The organism is Mycolicibacterium boenickei (genome assembly GCF_010731295.1).
Taxonomy (GTDB): domain Bacteria; phylum Actinomycetota; class Actinomycetes; order Mycobacteriales; family Mycobacteriaceae; genus Mycobacterium; species Mycobacterium boenickei.
In genome coordinates this window covers 4,756,477-4,773,703 of sequence record NZ_AP022579.1, presented here as the reverse complement: position 1 = coordinate 4,773,703, position 17,227 = coordinate 4,756,477, and the positions used below count along the sequence as shown (strand labels likewise).

Annotated in this window: 16 protein-coding genes; 13 read left to right on the top strand and 3 right to left on the bottom strand. The window is 68.9% G+C overall.

Going from position 1 to position 17,227, the window contains the following annotated elements; all coding sequences use genetic code 11:
- Positions 1-53: 53 nt before the first annotated feature.
- The 5 genes from fmt (at position 54) to G6N57_RS22715 (ending at position 4,406) form a co-directional block, all read left to right on the top strand.
- Positions 54-983, top strand: coding sequence for a methionyl-tRNA formyltransferase (fmt, locus tag G6N57_RS22735; protein WP_077739278.1), 930 nt, complete (start codon positions 54-56; stop codon positions 981-983).
- Complete coding sequence (locus G6N57_RS22730) at positions 980-2,389, top strand: RsmB/NOP family class I SAM-dependent RNA methyltransferase (RefSeq protein ID WP_077739279.1); 1,410 nt, start codon at positions 980-982, stop codon at positions 2,387-2,389. Before fmt ends, G6N57_RS22730 begins: the two co-directional genes overlap by 4 nt.
- 5 nt (positions 2,390-2,394) lie before the next feature.
- Positions 2,395-3,099 (top strand): ribulose-phosphate 3-epimerase, encoded by a 705-nt coding sequence (gene rpe / locus G6N57_RS22725; protein ID WP_077739280.1) that lies wholly within the window; start codon positions 2,395-2,397, stop codon positions 3,097-3,099.
- Positions 3,096-4,097, top strand: a complete 1,002-nt coding sequence (ribD, locus tag G6N57_RS22720; RefSeq protein WP_077739281.1) for a bifunctional diaminohydroxyphosphoribosylaminopyrimidine deaminase/5-amino-6-(5-phosphoribosylamino)uracil reductase RibD — start codon at positions 3,096-3,098, stop codon at positions 4,095-4,097. Before rpe ends, ribD begins: the two co-directional genes overlap by 4 nt.
- A gap of 153 nt (positions 4,098-4,250) precedes the next feature.
- The gene (locus tag G6N57_RS22715) at positions 4,251-4,406 is read left to right on the top strand and encodes a hypothetical protein (RefSeq protein WP_162563912.1); all 156 of its coding nucleotides are present in this window, start codon (positions 4,251-4,253) and stop codon (positions 4,404-4,406) included.
- Positions 4,407-4,411: 5 nt separating this feature from the next.
- On the opposite strand, the gene G6N57_RS22710 is transcribed toward G6N57_RS22715, so the two are convergent.
- Both G6N57_RS22710 and G6N57_RS22705 read right to left on the bottom strand, forming a co-directional pair.
- Positions 4,412-6,085 (bottom strand): MFS transporter, encoded by a 1,674-nt coding sequence (locus G6N57_RS22710; RefSeq protein WP_077739282.1) that lies wholly within the window; start codon positions 6,083-6,085, stop codon positions 4,412-4,414.
- A complete protein-coding gene (locus tag G6N57_RS22705; RefSeq protein ID WP_077741719.1) occupies positions 6,085-6,801 on the bottom strand; it encodes an LppX_LprAFG lipoprotein in 717 nt (238 codons plus the stop codon). Before G6N57_RS22705 ends, G6N57_RS22710 begins: the two co-directional genes overlap by 1 nt.
- Before the next feature lie 73 nt (positions 6,802-6,874).
- Here G6N57_RS22705 and G6N57_RS22700 point away from each other — a divergent pair, with 73 nt between their 5' ends.
- The 4 genes from G6N57_RS22700 (at position 6,875) to G6N57_RS22685 (ending at position 9,857) form a co-directional block, all read left to right on the top strand.
- Complete coding sequence (locus G6N57_RS22700; protein ID WP_077739283.1) at positions 6,875-7,474, top strand: riboflavin synthase; 600 nt, start codon at positions 6,875-6,877, stop codon at positions 7,472-7,474.
- Positions 7,475-7,571: 97 nt separating this feature from the next.
- A complete protein-coding gene (locus G6N57_RS22695; RefSeq protein WP_077741720.1) occupies positions 7,572-8,900 on the top strand; it encodes a bifunctional 3,4-dihydroxy-2-butanone-4-phosphate synthase/GTP cyclohydrolase II in 1,329 nt (442 codons plus the stop codon).
- On the top strand, positions 8,897-9,376 hold the full coding sequence (ribH, locus tag G6N57_RS22690) for a 6,7-dimethyl-8-ribityllumazine synthase (protein ID WP_077739284.1): 480 nt from the start codon (positions 8,897-8,899) through the stop codon (positions 9,374-9,376). The genes G6N57_RS22695 and ribH overlap by 4 nt, the downstream gene beginning before the upstream one ends.
- A 7-nt stretch (positions 9,377-9,383) precedes the next feature.
- Positions 9,384-9,857 carry a PH domain-containing protein gene (locus G6N57_RS22685; RefSeq protein ID WP_077739285.1) on the top strand — a complete coding sequence of 158 codons (474 nt, stop codon included), beginning with the start codon at positions 9,384-9,386 and terminating at the stop codon, positions 9,855-9,857.
- 13 nt (positions 9,858-9,870) lie between these two features.
- Here the strand turns inward: G6N57_RS22685 and G6N57_RS22680 are convergent, their stop codons facing one another.
- Entirely contained in the window at positions 9,871-11,838 is a 1,968-nt protein-coding gene (locus tag G6N57_RS22680; protein WP_174814506.1) for a gamma-glutamyltransferase family protein, read from the bottom strand.
- Positions 11,839-11,888: 50 nt separating this feature from the next.
- On the opposite strand from G6N57_RS22680, the gene uvrC reads away from it, so the two are divergent.
- Genes uvrC through whiA form a run of 4 tightly spaced genes read left to right on the top strand, consistent with a single transcriptional unit; the run spans position 11,889 to position 16,993 of the window.
- Complete coding sequence (gene uvrC, locus G6N57_RS22670; RefSeq protein ID WP_077739286.1) at positions 11,889-14,012, top strand: excinuclease ABC subunit UvrC; 2,124 nt, start codon at positions 11,889-11,891, stop codon at positions 14,010-14,012.
- 37 nt (positions 14,013-14,049) lie between these two features.
- Positions 14,050-14,964: an RNase adapter RapZ gene (gene rapZ, locus G6N57_RS22665; protein WP_075920308.1), complete on the top strand. Its 915-nt coding sequence runs from the start codon at positions 14,050-14,052 to the stop codon at positions 14,962-14,964.
- Positions 14,961-16,019 carry a uridine diphosphate-N-acetylglucosamine-binding protein YvcK gene (yvcK, locus tag G6N57_RS22660; protein ID WP_075920309.1) on the top strand — a complete coding sequence of 353 codons (1,059 nt, stop codon included), beginning with the start codon at positions 14,961-14,963 and terminating at the stop codon, positions 16,017-16,019. The genes rapZ and yvcK overlap by 4 nt, the downstream gene beginning before the upstream one ends.
- Complete coding sequence (gene whiA / locus G6N57_RS22655) at positions 16,016-16,993, top strand: DNA-binding protein WhiA (protein ID WP_077741723.1); 978 nt, start codon at positions 16,016-16,018, stop codon at positions 16,991-16,993. Before yvcK ends, whiA begins: the two co-directional genes overlap by 4 nt.
- Positions 16,994-17,227: the final 234 nt, after the last annotated feature.

Here is a 17,227-nt window from a genome sequence, read left to right as displayed (position 1 = left end):
TCGATGAGTCGACGTATTAGGGGAGCAGCGCCCTGGATACCTAGACTGTTTCGGTGCGTCTTGTCTTTGCCGGAACCCCAGAGCCCGCCCTCCCGTCGTTGCAGCGGCTGATCGACTCGCCCCGTCACGACGTGGTCGCGGTCCTGACCCGGCCTGACGCGGCCGCCGGGCGGCGCGGCAAGCCCGCACCGTCGCCGGTCGCGAAGCTGGCTCTCGAGCACGACATACCGGTGCTGCGCCCGGCCAAGCCCAACTCCGACGAGTTCATCGCCGAGCTGTCCGAGCTGGCACCCGACTGCTGCGCCGTCGTCGCGTACGGCGCGCTGCTGAGCGAACGCCTGCTCGCGGTGCCCGAGCACGGCTGGATCAATCTGCACTTCTCGTTGCTGCCCGCCTGGCGCGGGGCCGCGCCGGTGCAGGCCTCCCTGGCGGCCGGTGACGAGGTCACCGGGGCCACGACGTTCCTCATCGAACCGGCCCTCGACTCGGGCCCGGTCTACGGGGTGGTCACCGAGCGGGTGCGCGACACCGACACGGCGGGCGATCTGCTTGGGCGGCTTGCTGATTCGGGCGCGACGTTGTTGGAGTCCACATTGGATGGAATCGCCGAAGGCGCGCTCACCGCGGTGCCGCAGCCCGAGGACGGCGTCAGCCTGGCGCCCAAGATCAGCGTGGAGTCAGCCCGGGTGCGCTGGGACCTGCCAGCCCACGTCATCGACCGGCAGATCCGCGCCGTCACCCCGAATCCCGGTGCCTGGACGATGATCGGGGACCTGCGGGTCAAGGTCGGTCCCGTCACGGTGGAGCAGTCGCAAGATTCGTTGGCGCCCGGTGAGATCCGGGTCGAACGCAACGCGGTACTGGTCGGCACCGGGTCGCAACCGGTTCGGCTGGGGCAGATCCAACCGCCCGGCAAGAAGCTCATGAACGCCGCCGACTGGGCCCGCGGCGCGCGGCTGGACGAATCGGTGCGTGCATCATGAGCAATCCGCAGAACCGACCGAACCGAACCAACCGGGCACCGCAACGCAACCGCCAGTACCGGCGCACCCCGCTGGATCCCGCCCGCCGGGCGGCGTTCGACGTGCTGCGCGCGGTGTCGGAGCGCGATTCCTACGCCAACCTGGCTCTGCCCGCACTGCTGCGGGAACGGGGCATCGAGGGCCGCGACGCGGCTTTCGCCACCGAGCTGACCTACGGCGCCTGCCGGACGCGCGGGCTGCTCGACGCGGTCATCGCCGCGGCGGCCGGGCGTCCGCCCGAGCGGATCGATCCGGTGCTGCTCGACCTGTTGCGCCTTGGCGCCTACCAACTGCTGCGTACCCGGGTCGAACCGCACGCCGCGGTATCCACCACCGTCGAACAGGCCGGAATCGAATTCGACTCGGCCCGAGCCGGTTTCGTCAACGGGGTGTTGCGGACGATCTCCCGCAGCACCGAGGCCGAGTGGATGGAGCAGCTGGCACCGCCTGCGGCCACCGACCCGGTGGGGCACGCGGCCTTCCTGCACGCCCACCCACGGTGGATCGCCCAGGCCTTCACCGATGCATTGGGTGCCCGGGCCGGTGAACTCGACGCCCTGCTGACCAGCGACGACGAACGTCCGGTGGTCCACCTGGCAGCCCGGCCCACCGCGCTGACCGCTGCCGAGCTGGCTGCTCAGGCCGACGGCACCGTGGGCCGGTACTCGCCCTATGCGGTCTACCTGCCGGGCGGCGACCCCGGGCAACTGGCTGCGGTGCGTGACGGCGCCGCCCAGGTCCAGGACGAGGGCAGTCAGCTCGTGGCCCGAGCGCTGACCCTGGCCGAACTCGACGGCCCGGACAACGGCCGTTGGCTCGATCTGTGCGCCGGCCCCGGCGGGAAGACCGCGCTGCTGGCCGCCATCGGTGCGGCCTCGGGTGCCCGCGTCACCGCGGTCGAGCCCGCACCGCGGCGGGCCGATCTGGTCGAGGAGAACACGCGTGGCCTCGACGTCGACGTGCGCCGGGTGGACGGGCGGGAATCCGGTCTGGAACCCGGTTTCGACCGGGTCCTGGTCGACGCCCCGTGTACCGGGTTGGGCGCGCTGCGCCGACGCCCGGAGGCCAGGTGGCGACGCCAGCCCGGCGACGTCCCGGGCCTGGCGAAACTGCAGCGTGAGCTGCTCGCCGCGGCCATCTCGCTGACCCGGCCCGGCGGCGTGGTCCTCTACGCGACCTGTTCGCCGCACCTGGCCGAAACCGTCGGGGTGGTGGCCGATGCCGTGCGCCGGCATCCGGTGACCCAGCTGGACACCCGCGAGTTGTTTGCCCCGGCCGACGACCTCGGTGACGGACCGCACGTCCAGCTGTGGCCGCACCGGCATGGGACCGATGCGATGTTCGCCGCCGCCCTAAAAGTAGGCTGACCGCCATGGCAGACCCCCGCGCACGCGAGGAGCACAAGACTCCGTTGATCGCCCCGTCCATCCTGTCCGCTGACTTCGCGCGGCTGTCCGACGAGGTCGCCGCGGTGGCCGGGGCCGACTGGCTGCACGTCGACGTGATGGACAACCACTTCGTACCCAACCTCACGTTGGGCCTGCCGGTGGTGGAGTCCCTGCTCAAGGCGACCGACATCCCGATGGACTGCCACCTGATGATCGACCAGCCCGAGCGCTGGGCGCCGCCGTACGCCGAGGCGGGTGCGTACAACGTCACCTTCCACGCCGAGGCGACCGACAACCCGATCGGCGTGGCCCGCGACATCCGCGCCGCCGGCGCCAAGGCCGGCCTGTCGGTGAAGCCCGGCACCCCGTTGGAGCCGTACCTGGAGATCCTCAAGGAGTTCGACACGCTGCTGGTGATGTCGGTCGAGCCCGGGTTCGGCGGACAGAAATTCATACCTGAGGTGCTCGCCAAGGTGGGCACCGCGCGGCGGCTCGTCGACGCCGGCGAGCTGACCATCGTCGTGGAGATCGACGGCGGCATCAATGCCGACACCATCGAGCAGGCTGCCGAGGCCGGCGTGGACTGCTTCGTCGCGGGTTCCGCGGTCTACAGCGCGGCCGATCCGGCCGCCGCGGTGAAGTCGCTGCGTCAGCAGGCTGCGAGCGCTTCGCGACACCTGACGCTATGACGCCCGAGGCCGCGATGCGGCTGGCCATCGAGCAGGCCGAACAGGTCAAGGGTTCGACCTACCCCAATCCGCCGGTCGGCGCGGTGATTCTCGACAGGGACGGGCAGATCGCCGGCGTCGGCGGGACCCAGCCGGTAGGAGGCCCGCACGCCGAGGTGATGGCCCTCCAGGCAGCGGGGGACCGGGCCGAGGGTGGCACCGCCGTCGTCACCCTGGAGCCGTGCAATCACCACGGGCGCACCCCGCCGTGCGTGGATGCGCTTCTGGCGGCAGGGATTTCGTCGGTCACCTACGCGGTGTCCGATCCGAACGCGGAGGCCGCGGGCGGTGCCCAACGGCTTGTCGACGCCGGCGTCACGGTGAGTCCCGGGCTCCTGGCCGACGAGGTCGAGACGGGACCGCTGCGCGAGTGGCTCTACAAGCAGCGCACCGGATTGCCGCATGTCACATGGAAATTCGCGACGAGTGTGGACGGCCGCAGTGCCGCCGCCGACGGTTCCAGCCAGTGGATCACCAGTGAGGCCGCCCGCGCGGACGTGCATCGCAAGCGGGCCGCCGCCGACGCGATCGTGGTCGGTACCGGGACCGTGTTCGTCGACGACCCGACGCTGACGGCACGCCGGGCCGACGGCACGCTGACCGATCACCAGCCCCTGCGGGTGGTGGTGGGCATGCGAGAGGTGTCGCTGGACGCCAATGTGCTCAACGACGATTCGCACACGATGTTGATCCGCACGCATGATCCGCATGAGGTGATGCGGTCGCTGGGGGACCGGACGGACGTGCTCCTGGAGGGTGGGCCGACCCTGGCCGGGGCCTTCCTGCGGGCCGGCGTGGTGAACCGGATCCTGGCCTATGTGGCGCCGATGTTGCTCGGTGGGCCGATCACCGCGGTCGACGACATCGGGGTACCGAGCATCGTGCACGCCCAGCGGTGGCGGTTCGACGGCATCACCGCCATCGGGCCGGATGTTCGCCTGAGTCTGGTGCCGAACTGATAGCGGCCTCGCAGAAGGTAGCCAGCGCTAGTTAGGGTGACCTAAGTTACGCTCGCGAAATGCCGATCGTTGTCGGTAGTGATCGGTACACTCGTACCAAAGCGCGTTCGCTGCCGAATCCGCGCCCGGTGAACACGAGCAAAGGACGCGAGCATGACCGCACTGCAGGACTGGCTCCCCATCGCGCCACCGACTCCCCGCCTGATCCGGGCGCTGGTGCGCGCCCCGCTACGCCTCGTGATGCCCAGTCGGCCGGTTGAGGCCGACCGGGCGCCACGTTTGCTGAGCCCTGGGGTCGAACGCTGCTGAACCGGTCAGTCCGACCGGTGCCGCCCAGGAGGCTGCTGTCGCGGTAGCTGGACCGTCTCGTCGGCGGACTGGACCGGCAGCACCTGCGTGGGCAGGTACAGCTGCCCGGTCGGGGCGTCACCGTCACCGTCGTCGCCGGCGGGAGGCGGGCCCTCGAGTTCGTCGGCGTGGAAGTGGCGCGCCGCGATCAGCAGGCCGAGCACCGCACCCACCACGCAGACGATCGCGGTGATCCCGAAGATGTCGCCGTACATCGACACATACGCCTCGCGGTAGCGGGTCGCCTGCGACGCCAGCCGCTCCTGAAGCGACATCTCGCGGCTGTTCGCCGCAGCGGTCAGACCGGCCAGGTGCTGATTGAACCGGTACAGACCCCAGGCGGACAGCGCCGCCATGCCGATCAGCATGCCGATCATGCGGGCCACCACGACGAATGCCGAGGCGATGCCGTGCTGTGCGGCAGGCACCACCCGCAGCGTGGCCGAGGTGAGCGGCGCGATCACCAGACCGAGGCCGAGGCCCACGATCGCCAGATCGGTGTCGAGCACCGGCAGCCGGAACAGAGCCAGGTCGTAGGTGTTGTCGAGCACGTCGATCGACCAGTGGGTGATCAGCCAGAAGCCGCCTGCGGCGATCATCAAACCGGTGAAGCTGACGATCCGATCCCCGACCCGGGTGGCGATCCAGCCACCGATCAGGGCGCCGATCGGCAGGGCGATCAGGAACCGCAGCAGCAGGAAGGCGGCCTCGTACTTGTCCTTGCCGAGCACGCCCTGACCGAACAGTTCGACATTGACCAGCGTCACCATCAACGCGGCACCGGTGCACAACGACGCCGCGAGCGCGGCGAGGAACGGCAGGAACTTCACGCCCGCGGGTTCGATCAGCCGGGTGCGGGCGACCTTCTCCCAGACGAAGAACGCCACCGCCGCCACCAGCGCGCCGATCAGCAGCGGCGGGCCCCACTCGGGCAGGACGTGCTTGCCGTCCGGCTCCGGGTTGTAGAGGCCGACGACGGCCAGGCCCAATGCGATCGCCAGCAGGATGCCACCGACGACGTCGACCTTCTCCGGATGGTCGCTCTGCTGCTTGCCCGGCAGGCTGAAATGGATCATCACCATGGCGATGACGGCCAGCGGCACATTGATCCAGAACACGGCCTGCCAGTGATGGAACAGCGCGACTGCACCGATGCCGTACAGCGGGCCAAGGACACTGCCGAATTCCTGCGCGGCGCCGACGCCGCCGAGCACCGCGGCCCGGTTGCGTGCCGCCCACAGATCGGCGGCCAGCGCCAGGGTCACGGGGAGCAGCGCGCCGCTCGCGGTGCCCTGCACCACCCGGCCGATGACCAGCATGGTCAGGTCCCCCGACAGCGCGGTGATCACCGACCCGACCGCGAAGCCGGCCAGACCGACCTGGATCAGCATCTTGCGCCCGAACCGGTCCGAGGCCCGGCCCAGCAGCGGCATGGCCGCGATGTAGCCCAGCAGATAGCCGGTGATGATCGGCGTGACCTGCTGGATCTTGTTGATCGCGATACCGACGTCGGACATGATGTCGGTCATGATCGTGACCACGACGTAGGTGTCGAGGGCACCCAGCAGCACGGCGAGACTGCCCGCGCTGATCGCGATGTGGCGGTTGCGGCCGGACCTCGCCGACTCCGCGGCCTGCATCAGGAAGCGGGCTTGGTGACGGTGACCTGCTTGCCCCAGTCGGTCAGGGTCATGGTGACGCTGTTTCCGGGGGTGGGCTCGAGCTTGGCCTGCAGCAGGGCGTGGTCGCCGTCCTCCTTGATCCAGGCGGTGCCCGGGACCGGGCCCTCAGCCTTGAGCTGCGGGGCGATCTTGTTGACCGCGTCGGCGCTGACGGTGCCGGTCACGCGGACCCCCTCGGTGCCGTTGACCGACTCGCGGCCCTCGGCCTTGGGGTCGGTGAAGTTCGACAGCACGTTGGCCAGCCCGAGCTCGGGGTTCAGGATGGTCGAGACGTCGTAGATCTTCTCGGCGGGCCCGTAATCGGACAGCGGATCGCCCGCGGTCAGCGCGGCGTAGAGGATGCCGTCGGCGACGACGAACTTGGCGTCGGAGATCTTCTGGCCGAAGGCGTTGAGGTCGACGGTGCCCTCTGCGGCCACGGCGGGCGTGTTGGTCAGGTCGCCGTCGAGCTTCTCCACGGGGAGGCCCTTGATGGTGCCCTCCACGGTCAGCAGCAGATGCACGCTCTGCTGGGCCTTGGTGGTGGCGGCGGACTGCTGCAGGAGTTCGGCCGCGTCGGGCAGCGGGGCGTTCGACTTCTCCGAGGAGGACGACGAGCAACCCGCGACGAGGGCGGCCGCTGCGAAGAGGATTGCGAGTAAGGACTGGACTGCGAAGCGTGGGCGCGTCTGCATGACTTGCATCGTAGAGGCTCGCGGCGGTCGGGCGTTTTCTCCAACTCCCGGTTGACTGAATAGTCTGGTCCACGTGTTCACCGGAATCGTTGAAGAGCTGGGTGTCCTGGTCGACAAGGCGGAGCTGACGGATGCCGCCCGGTTCACCATCCGCGGGCCCGTGGTCACCGCTGACGCCGGCCACGGCGACTCGATCGCGGTGAACGGGGTCTGTCTGACCGTGGTGGACGTACTGCCCGACGGCGTGTTCACCGCCGATGTGATGGGGGAGACGCTCAACCGGTCCAGCCTGGGCGGAGTCGGAGTGGGCAGCCAGGTCAACCTGGAGCGGGCCGCAGCGGTCAACAGTCGACTCGGCGGGCACATCGTGCAGGGCCATGTGGACGGCACCGGCACTGTGATTTCCCGCACGCCCTTCGACCACTGGGAAGTGGTGCGCATCGGCCTGCCTGCCGCGCTGTCGCGCTACGTCGTCGAGAAGGGTTCGATCACCGTCGACGGCGTCTCGCTGACCGTGTCCGCCGTGGGTGACGACTGGTTCGAGGTGTCACTGATCCCCACCACCCGTGAGCTCACCACGCTCGGTCACGCGGCCGTCGGGACGACGGTCAACCTCGAGGTGGACATCATCGCCAAATACGTGGAACGGCTGATGGCCGGTCCCGGTGAGTAAGAGCTGGCAATAACCGCTGGATTTCGGTGGTTCATACTGGAGTCGGCATATGGTCCCGCATTGGGGACCTGGCATGAGAACAGGCAAGGTGGCGCAGATGACCAGGCTCGATTCCGTCGAGAGGGCGATAGCCGATATCGCGGCGGGCAAAGCCGTGGTGGTGATCGACGACGAGGATCGCGAGAACGAGGGCGATCTCATCTTCGCCGCCGAGAAGGCGACCCCCGAACTCGTGGCGTTCATGGTCCGCTACACCTCCGGCTATCTGTGTGTGCCGCTGGACGGTGAGATCTGCGACCGGCTGGGCCTGTTGCCGATGTACGCGGTCAACCAGGACAAGCACGGTACCGCCTACACCGTCACGGTGGACGCGAAAAAGGATGTGGGAACCGGCATTTCGGCATCCGACCGGGCCACCACCATGCGGGCCCTTGCCGATCCCGGTTCAGTGATCGACGACTTCACCAAACCCGGCCACGTGGTTCCGCTGCGGGCCAAGGACGGTGGCGTGCTGCGTCGCCCCGGGCACACCGAGGCCGCCGTGGACCTGGCCCGGCTGGCAGGGCTGCAGCCCGCAGGCGCGATCTGCGAGATCGTCAGCCAGAAGGACGAAGGCGACATGGCGCGCACCGATGAGCTGCGGGTCTTCGCCGACGACCACGACCTGGCGCTGATCTCGATCGCCGACCTGATCGAGTGGCGGCGCAAGCACGAGAAGCACATCGAGCGGATCGCCGAGGCGCGGATCCCGACGCGGCACGGCGAGTTCGTCGCGGTCGGCTACAAGAGCATCTACGAGGACGTCGAGCATGTCGCGTTGGTTCGCGGCGACATCGCCGGGCCGGCCAGTGACGGTCACGACGTCCTGGTCCGGGTCCACTCCGAATGCCTGACCGGCGACGTGTTCGGCTCCCGGCGCTGTGACTGCGGCCCGCAGCTGGACGCCGCGATGGCGATGGTGGCGCGCGAAGGGCGTGGCGTGGTGCTGTACATGCGTGGCCACGAGGGCCGGGGCATCGGGCTGATGCACAAGCTGCAGGCGTATCAGTTGCAGGACGCGGGCGAGGACACCGTCGACGCGAACCTGAAACTGGGTCTGCCTGCCGACGCCCGCGATTACGGCATCGGGGCCCAGATCCTGGTCGATCTCGGTATCCGGTCCATGCGGCTGCTGACCAACAACCCGGCCAAGCGGGTGGGTCTGGACGGGTACGGCCTGCACATCATCGAGCGGGTACCGCTGCCGGTGCGGGCGAACTCGGAGAACATCCGCTACCTGATGACCAAGCGGGACCGCATGGGCCACGACCTCGTCGGCCTCGAAGACTACGACGAAGCGGTGAGCATGGACGACTATGACGAGGCGGTGTACCTGCTCGGTGACCGCAGGCCGCCCAGTGCGACCGATTCGGGATCGAGCCTGTGAGCGGCCACGGAGTCCCCGATCTGCCCCAGGTGGATGCCTCGAACGTGAAGCTGGCGATCGTGGCCAGCACCTGGCACACCCAGATCTGCGACGCGCTGCTCGACGGCGCGCGCAAGGTGGCCGCCGAGGCGGGCATCGGCGATCCGACGGTGGTACGTGTGCTCGGGGCCATCGAAATTCCCGTTGTCGCACAGGCATTGGCGGCCACGCACGACGCGGTGGTGGCGCTGGGCGTGGTCATCCGCGGGCAGACCCCACATTTCGACTATGTCTGTGATGCGGTGACGCAGGGGTTGACCCGGGTGTCGCTCGATGCCTCCACCCCCGTCGCCAACGGCGTGCTGACCACTGACAACGAGGCCCAGGCCCTGGACCGGGCCGGTCTCCCGGATTCCACCGAGGACAAGGGCGCCCAGGCGGCGGCGGCCGCTCTGTCCACCGCGCTGACCCTGCGGGAACTGCGCGCCAAGGCGTGACCGACCGATGACCGACAAGACTGACAAGAAGACCGGGGACAGCTGGGATCTCGACATCCGGCCTTATCGGACACCGTATTTCGCCTACGGTGCGGCGCTGATCATCTTTCTGGCGCACGTCGCGGTCGGTGTGCTGCTGAAGGTGGGGTCCACCGGCGTGGTGTTCCAGACCTCCGATCAGGTGGCGATCGCGTTGCTCGGCGCGATCATCGGCGGAGTGGTGTTGTTGTTCGCGCGGCCGCGGCTGAAGGTCGGCCCGGCCGGTGTCGCGGTCCGGAATCTGATCGGTTTCAAGGTGATTCCGTGGTCCGAGGCGCTCGGTGTGTCGTTCCCGGTCGGAGCCCGCTGGGCCCGGCTGGATCTGCCCGATGACGAGTACATCCCGGTGATGGCGATCCAGGCGATCGACAAGGGCCGTGCCGTCGAGGCCATGGACGAGGTCCGAGACCTGATCGACCAGTACCGCTCGAAGCCGGACTGACTTCTCGCCCGGGTCAACCGGGATCGCCGAGCACCACACCCTCCCGGCGCGGATCGGCCCCGCCGATCCAGCCCGAGGGGGTGCGCACCAGGGCCGAGAGTCCGCTGGACTGATCGGCCAGTGACACCTGGTGCCCGAGGGCCCGCAGGCCTTCGACGAGTTGATCTCGGTCTCCGTTGGCCACCGTGTCGACCATCGGATGCTCCCCGCCGACGTTGGTGACGGGCGTGTTGGCCGCGCCGAAATCGATCATGGACACCGCCTGTTGTGGGTCCAGGTTCCAATCCATGATGCCGACAAGGGTTTTCACGACGAACTGGATGATGACCGCACCACCGGGGGAGCCCAGGACGGCATACAGGGGACCTCGTTGCGTCCCCGTCTTGTCGAACACCAGCGTCGGCGCCATGGTGCTGCGGGGACGCTTGCCCGGCTGGACCCGGTTGGGCAGCGGATGGCCTTCGGCGCTGACCGGCTCGGCGGAGAAGTCGGTCAGCTGGTTGTTCAGCAGGAAGCCGTCGACCATGTGGAACGAGCCGAACGCGGACTCGATCGTGGTGGTCAGGGATGCGGCGTTGCCGAGGCTGTCGATGATGCTGATCTGGCTGGTGCCGTGTTCGGGCGCCGGCGGAATCGTCATCGGAGGTGCGAAGTCCCCTGGTGCGGCGACGCCCATCGTGTGGTTCTTGGAGATCAGGGCGGCCCGGCCCGTGAGGTAGGCGCCGTCCAGCAGGGTTTCGGGCGATCCGCCGGGAAGCGGGACGAAATCCGTGTCGGCGACATAGCGGTCCCGGTCGGCGTAGGCGAGGCGTTCGGCCTCGGAGACCAGGTGCACCCCGGTCACCGACGGATGACCGCCGTTGCGGTCGACGCGCGCCGGTTTGTAGTTGCTCATGGGGAAGTGCTCGAGCATGCCGAGAGTGGCCGCCACCGCGATGCCGCCTGAGGACGGCGGTGGCATCCCGCAGACCTCGCGGCCGCGGTAGGTGGTGCACAGCGGGACCCGTTGCTTGACGGCGTAGGTGGCGAGGTCCTGTTCCGTGATCGCGCCGGGCGTGCGGCCGCCGCTGGTGTCGGCGGCGGCTGCGGCGACAGCGCGGGCGATGTCGCCGGTGTAGAAGGCCTTGGCCCCCTCGGATGCGATGGCGCCCAGGGTTTTCGCGTAGGCCGGGTTGGTCATCCGGGTGCCTACCGGTTTGGGGCTGCCGTCGGTGTTGAGAAAATATCCGCCGGCCGCGGGATCCAGCCGAAGCTGGGCGTCGGCATCGTCGATCGCGGCGGCCAGGCGCGGGCTGATGTCGAATCCCTGGTCAGCCAGCGTCACGGCCGGGCTGAACAGATCGCGCCAGGCCTTCTTGCCGTACTGACGGTGGACGTCGTCGAGCAGTCGCACGATGCCCGGCACCCCGATGGAGCGCCCCGACGCCCGGGCGTCGGGTTTGGGGACGGTCCGATCGGTCTCGGATACCCAGCGCAGATAGTTCTCGCTCGCCGCGGCCGGGGCGGTCTCCCGTCCGTCGTACGCGCGTACCGCGTTGCCCGCCGCGTCGTAATACAGCAGGAAACCGCCACCGCCGATCCCGGAGGACTGAGGCTCGACGAGCCCGAGGACGGCCTGTGCGGTCACCAGCGCGTCGGCAGCGGTCCCGCCGTCGCGGAGCACCTTGCAGGCGGCCTCGGTGGCCAGCGGGTTGGCGGTGGCCACCGCGTAGGTCGCGGTGCGGACGGCGGTCATGTCGCTGCGGTAGCCGGTGCCGATCTCGGGGTTGGTCGCGAGGTCCCTGGTCGTCGGCGGTGCCGGCGGTGGGGCGGGTGTCGGTGCTGCCGGGGGCTTGGGCATCGGCGTCCCGTTGGACACGATCTGGCACGGCCCGGCATCGGTCCTGGCCGGGCGCCGATTTCCGTCGGCGCATCCGGCAAGGATCAGCGCGGCGACGCCGAGCAGCGCGATGACCGAACGGGTGGACGCCAGCAACCGCACAGTTCGACGGTAGCGGAGTTCGGTCGGATCGCGGCAGTAACCTGGAAACCGTGCCCGATCCAGCGACGTACCGGCCGGCGCCCGGATCGATACCTGTGGAGCCGGGCGTGTACCGGTTCCGGGACCCGCACGGGCGGGTCATCTATGTCGGCAAGGCCAAGAGCCTGCGGAGCCGGCTGACGTCGTACTTCGCCGATATCGCGAGCCTCGCGCCGCGCACCCGGCAGATGGTGATGACGGCGGGCAGTGTCGAGTGGACCGTGGTCGGCACCGAGGTCGAGGCACTGCAGCTGGAGTACAACTGGATCAAGGAGTTCGATCCACGCTTCAACATCCGCTACCGCGACGACAAGACGTATCCGGTGCTGGCGGTCACACTCAACGAGGAGTACCCACGCCTGATGGTGTACCGCGGGCCTCGGCGCAAGGGCGTGCGCTACTTCGGCCCGTACTCGCATGCGTGGGCGATCCGGGAGACGCTCGACCTGCTGACCCGGGTGTTCCCGGCCCGGACCTGTTCCGCGGGAGTGTTCAAGCGGCACAGGCAGATCGACCGACCGTGCCTGCTGGGCTACATCGACAAGTGCTCGGCGCCGTGCGTCGGCCGGGTCAGCGCCGAGGAACACCGGCGCATCGTGCTGGACTTCTGTGACTTCCTGTCCGGCAAGACCGACCGGTTGGCCCGCGACATGGAGCAGCAGATGACGGCGGCCGCCGAGGAGCTGGACTTCGAGCGGGCGGCCCGGCTGCGCGACGACATCGCGGCGCTCAAACGTGCCCTGGAGAAGCAGGCCGTGGTGCTCGGCGACGGTACGGATGCCGACGTGGTCGCGTTCGCCGACGACGATCTCGAAGCGGCGGTTCAGGTGTTCCACGTGCGCGGGGGCCGGGTGCGGGGTCAGCGGGGCTGGATCGTCGAGAAGTCCGGTGACCCAGAACAATCCGGGCAGGAGCACCTCGTCGAGCAGTTCCTCACTCAGTTCTACGGCGAACAGGCCGAACTCGGCGGCGCGGCAGACGAGGCGACCAATCCGGTGCCGCGGGAGGTCCTGGTGCCGGTGCTGCCGCCGAACTCCGATGAACTGTCGGCCTGGTTGTCGGGGCTTCGCGGCTCGCGGGTGAGTCTGCGAGTGCCGGTACGCGGCGACAAGCGCACACTGGCCGAGACCGTTGCCCGCAACGCCCACGAGGCGCTGGCCCAACACAAGCTCAAGCGTGCCGGCGACTTCAACGCGAGATCGGAAGCACTGCAGAGTATTCAGGATTCGCTGGGCCTGGCCGATGCGCCGTTGCGGATCGAGTGCGTGGACATCAGCCACGTCCAGGGCACCGACGTGGTCGCGTCGCTGGTGGTGTTCGAGGACGGGCTGCCGCGAAAGTCGGACTACCGGCATTACGCGATCCGCGAGGCTGCCGGTGAAGGACGCTCGGATGACGTCGCCTCGATCGCCGAGGTGACCCGGCGCCGTTTTCTGCGGCACGTGAGCGACGCGCAGCCCGAGCCGGGCGCCGAGCAGCGTCCGCGCCGGTTCGCCTATCCGCCCAACCTGTTCGTGGTGGACGGCGGCGCTCCTCAGGTGAATGCGGCGGCCGCGGTCCTCGACGAACTGGGCGTCACCGATGTCGCGGTGATCGGGCTGGCCAAACGACTCGAGGAAGTCTGGGTGCCCTCGGAGCCCGATCCGGTGATCTTCCCGCGCAACAGCGAGGGGCTGTATCTGTTGCAGCGCGTACGCGATGAGGCGCACCGGTTCGCGATCAGCTATCACCGCAGCAAGCGGTCCAAGCGGATGACCGCCTCCGCGCTCGACTCCGTGCGTGGACTGGGCGAGCAGCGCCGCAAGGCATTGGTGACACATTTCGGCTCGGTGGCGCGACTCAAGGAGGCCACGGTCGAGGAGATCACCGCGGTGCCGGGGATCGGTGTGGCGACGGCGACGGCGGTCCTGGCTGCGCTGGGCGGCGAGCCGCCGAATGGGCACGGCGGCGAGCCGCCAATCGAGCACCCCGGCGAGCCGCCAATAGAGCACGGCGGCGAGCCGCCAATGGAGCACCCCGGCGAGCCGGAGTCACCCGAAAACGGTGACCCGCGAAGTGAGAACGGCGCCGGACTGGGCGATTCAGGGGCGCCCGCAACGCTTATCGAGGATGATCGACGCAGGGTGTCGGGATGACGGGTAACGGGGACATGAGTAGCCAGGCGGATCGCGCATGAACGAACATCTGCGCGAGAGCGGCATCGTAGGTGGTGCGGACGCGGATTCGGGTATCGACGTGGTGCTGGTCACCGGCCTGTCGGGGGCGGGCCGCGGTACCGCTGCCAAGGTGTTGGAGGACCTCGGCTGGTATGTCGCCGACAACCTGCCGCCGGAGTTGATCGCCCGCATGGTCGAGTTGGGGCTGGCCGCCGGTTCGCGCATCACGCAGCTGGCCGTGGTGATGGATGTGCGGTCGCGTGGTTTCACCGGTGATCTCGATTGGGTGCGCAACGAATTGGCGGCCCGCAGCATCACCCCGCGGGTGTTGTTCCTCGAGGCGTCCGACGACATCCTGGTCCGTCGCTACGAACAGAACCGGCGCAGTCATCCGCTGCAGGGCACCCAGACCCTGGCGGAGGGGATCGCTGCCGAGCGGGCGTTGCTGGCCCCGGTGCGCGCGGCGGCCGACCTGGTGATCGACACGTCTGCGCTCCCGGTGCCCGCGCTGCGTGAGAGCATCGAGCGTGCGTTCGGCGGTGAGACCGTGGCGTACACGAACGTCACCGTGGAATCTTTCGGCTACAAGTACGGACTGCCGATGGACGCGGACACGGTGATGGATGTCCGATTCCTGCCGAACCCGCATTGGGTCGACGAGTTACGGCCGCACAGCGGTCAACATCCGGATGTCCGTGACTACGTGCTGGGACAACCGGGGGCCAGGGAATTTCTCGACACCTACCATCGTCTGTTGGACGTGGTGATCGCCGGATACCGCCGGGAGGGGAAGCGTTATATGACCGTCGCCATCGGCTGTACGGGCGGCAAACATCGGAGTGTGGCGATCGCCGAGGCGCTGGCGGAGCGATTGCAGGGCGGTGACGGGCTGACCGTGCACGTGCTGCACCGGGATCTGGGTCGCGAATGACGCCCCGCATCGTGGCCCTCGGGGGAGGGCATGGGTTGTACGCCACCCTGTCCGCGGCGCGTCGGCTCAGCCCGCACGTGACAGCCGTGGTGACGGTCGCCGACGACGGCGGCTCATCGGGTCGGCTGCGCAGCGAACTCGATGTAGTGCCACCCGGCGACCTGCGAATGGCGTTGGCGGCCTTGGCTTCTGACAGTCCGCACGGCCGGCTGTGGGCGACGATCATCCAGCACCGGTTCGGTGGCAGCGGCGCGCTCGCCGGTCACCCGATCGGCAATCTGATCCTGGCGGGTCTCAGCGAGGTACTGGCCGATCCGGTCGCCGCCCTCGACGAGCTCGGGCGCATCCTGGGCGTGAAGGGCCGGGTGCTGCCGATGTGCCCGATCGCCCTGCAGATCGAGGCCGACGTCGCGGGCCTGGAGACCGATCCCCGGATGAGCCGGGTGATCCGCGGTCAGGTGGCGATCGCCACCACGGTGGGCAAGGTGCGCCGGGTCCGGTTGCTGCCGGGGGATCCACCGGCCACCCGCCAGGCTGTGGAGGCCATCATGAGCGCCGATCTCGTGGTGCTCGGGCCGGGGTCCTGGTTCACCAGTGTGATCCCGCACGTGTTGGTGCCTCAGCTGGCGGCGGCCTTGCGGGCGACAACTGCGCGCCGGGCGCTCGTTCTGAATCTGGCGGCAGAGCCGGGTGAAACGGCGGGGTTCTCGGCCGAGCGTCACATCCACGTTCTGGCCCAGCATGCCCCGGACTTCAGCGTGCATGACATCATCGTCGATGCCAGCCGGGTGCCGAGCGACCGTGAACGGGAGCAACTCAGCCGCACTGCCAACATCCTCAATGCCCGCGTTGAGTTTGCTGACGTGTCCCGACCTGGTACACCTTTACATGACCCGGCGAAGTTGGCCGCGGTGCTGGAGGGTGTCCGGTTGCGCACGATGGCGCCCGGCGCCGTGCAGGAGCCCACCGTTCCCACGCCCGCTGCTAGGCCGGTCGACGTGGCGCGCCAGGAGCCGGCGCCGAATACACCGAGAGGGGACGATCCGTGGCGATGACAGCCGAGGTGAAGGACGAGCTGAGCCGTCTCGTAGTCAACTCGGTCAGCGCTCGCCGTGCGGAGGTGGCGTCGTTGTTGCGATTTGCCGGTGGTCTGCACATCGTGGCCGGCCGGGTAGTGGTGGAGGCCGAGGTGGATCTCGGGATCATCGCGCGCCGCCTTCGCAAGGACATCTACGACCTGTACGGGTACAACGCGGTGGTGCACGTGCTCTCGGCCAGCGGAATCCGGAAGAACACCCGCTATGTGGTGCGGGTCGCGGCCGACGGGGAAGCGCTGGCCCGGCAGACCGGCCTGCTCGATCTTCGGGGACGCCCGGTGCGCGGCCTGCCCGCGCAGGTGGTCGGCGGCAGCGTCGGTGACGCCGAAGCCGCGTGGCGTGGTGCGTTCCTCGCCCACGGGTCGCTGACCGAGCCGGGACGGTCGTCGGCGCTGGAGGTCAGCTGCCCCGGTCCGGAGGCGGCGTTGGCCCTGGTCGGTGCGGCCAGGCGGCTCGGAGTCAGTGCCAAGGCCCGCGAGGTGCGTGGCGCTGACCGGGTTGTGGTGCGTGACGGCGAGGCGATCGGCGCCCTGCTGACCCGGATGGGCGCCCAGGACACCCGGTTGACGTGGGAGGAACGGCGCATGCGACGCGAGGTCCGCGCCACCGCCAATCGCCTGGCGAACTTCGACGACGCGAACCTGCGCCGGTCGGCGCGTGCCGCGGTGGCCGCGGCTGCCCGGGTGGAACGTGCACTGGACATCCTGGGTGACGGGGTGCCCGATCACCTGGCGGCAGCGGGCAAGCTTCGGGTGGAACACCGGCAGGCGTCCCTGGAGGAGCTGGGCCGGCTCGCCGACCCGCCGATGACGAAAGATGCTGTGGCCGGCCGTATCCGGCGGCTGCTGTCGATGGCCGACCGCAAGGCCAAGCAAGAAGGAGTTCCCGACACCGAGTCGGCGGTGACCCCGGACCTGCTCGACGACGCCTGATCTCGGCGAGATCGCAAGCGCTTCAGGTCGTTCCACTCGCGGTTGGGTGCACTCACGCCGAACCCGGTGACCATCGATACCGCGATTCGCGGGTTGTCGGACGCCTCATGGGTTCTCGTGGTTGTCGCGGTGTTGGGTCGACGGTTGCCGCCGCGACGACGGTCGCTGCGGATCGCAGATCAGCTCAGGGTTGTGTGCTGTGTCACAAATTTCAGATAGTGACTACTATTCAAA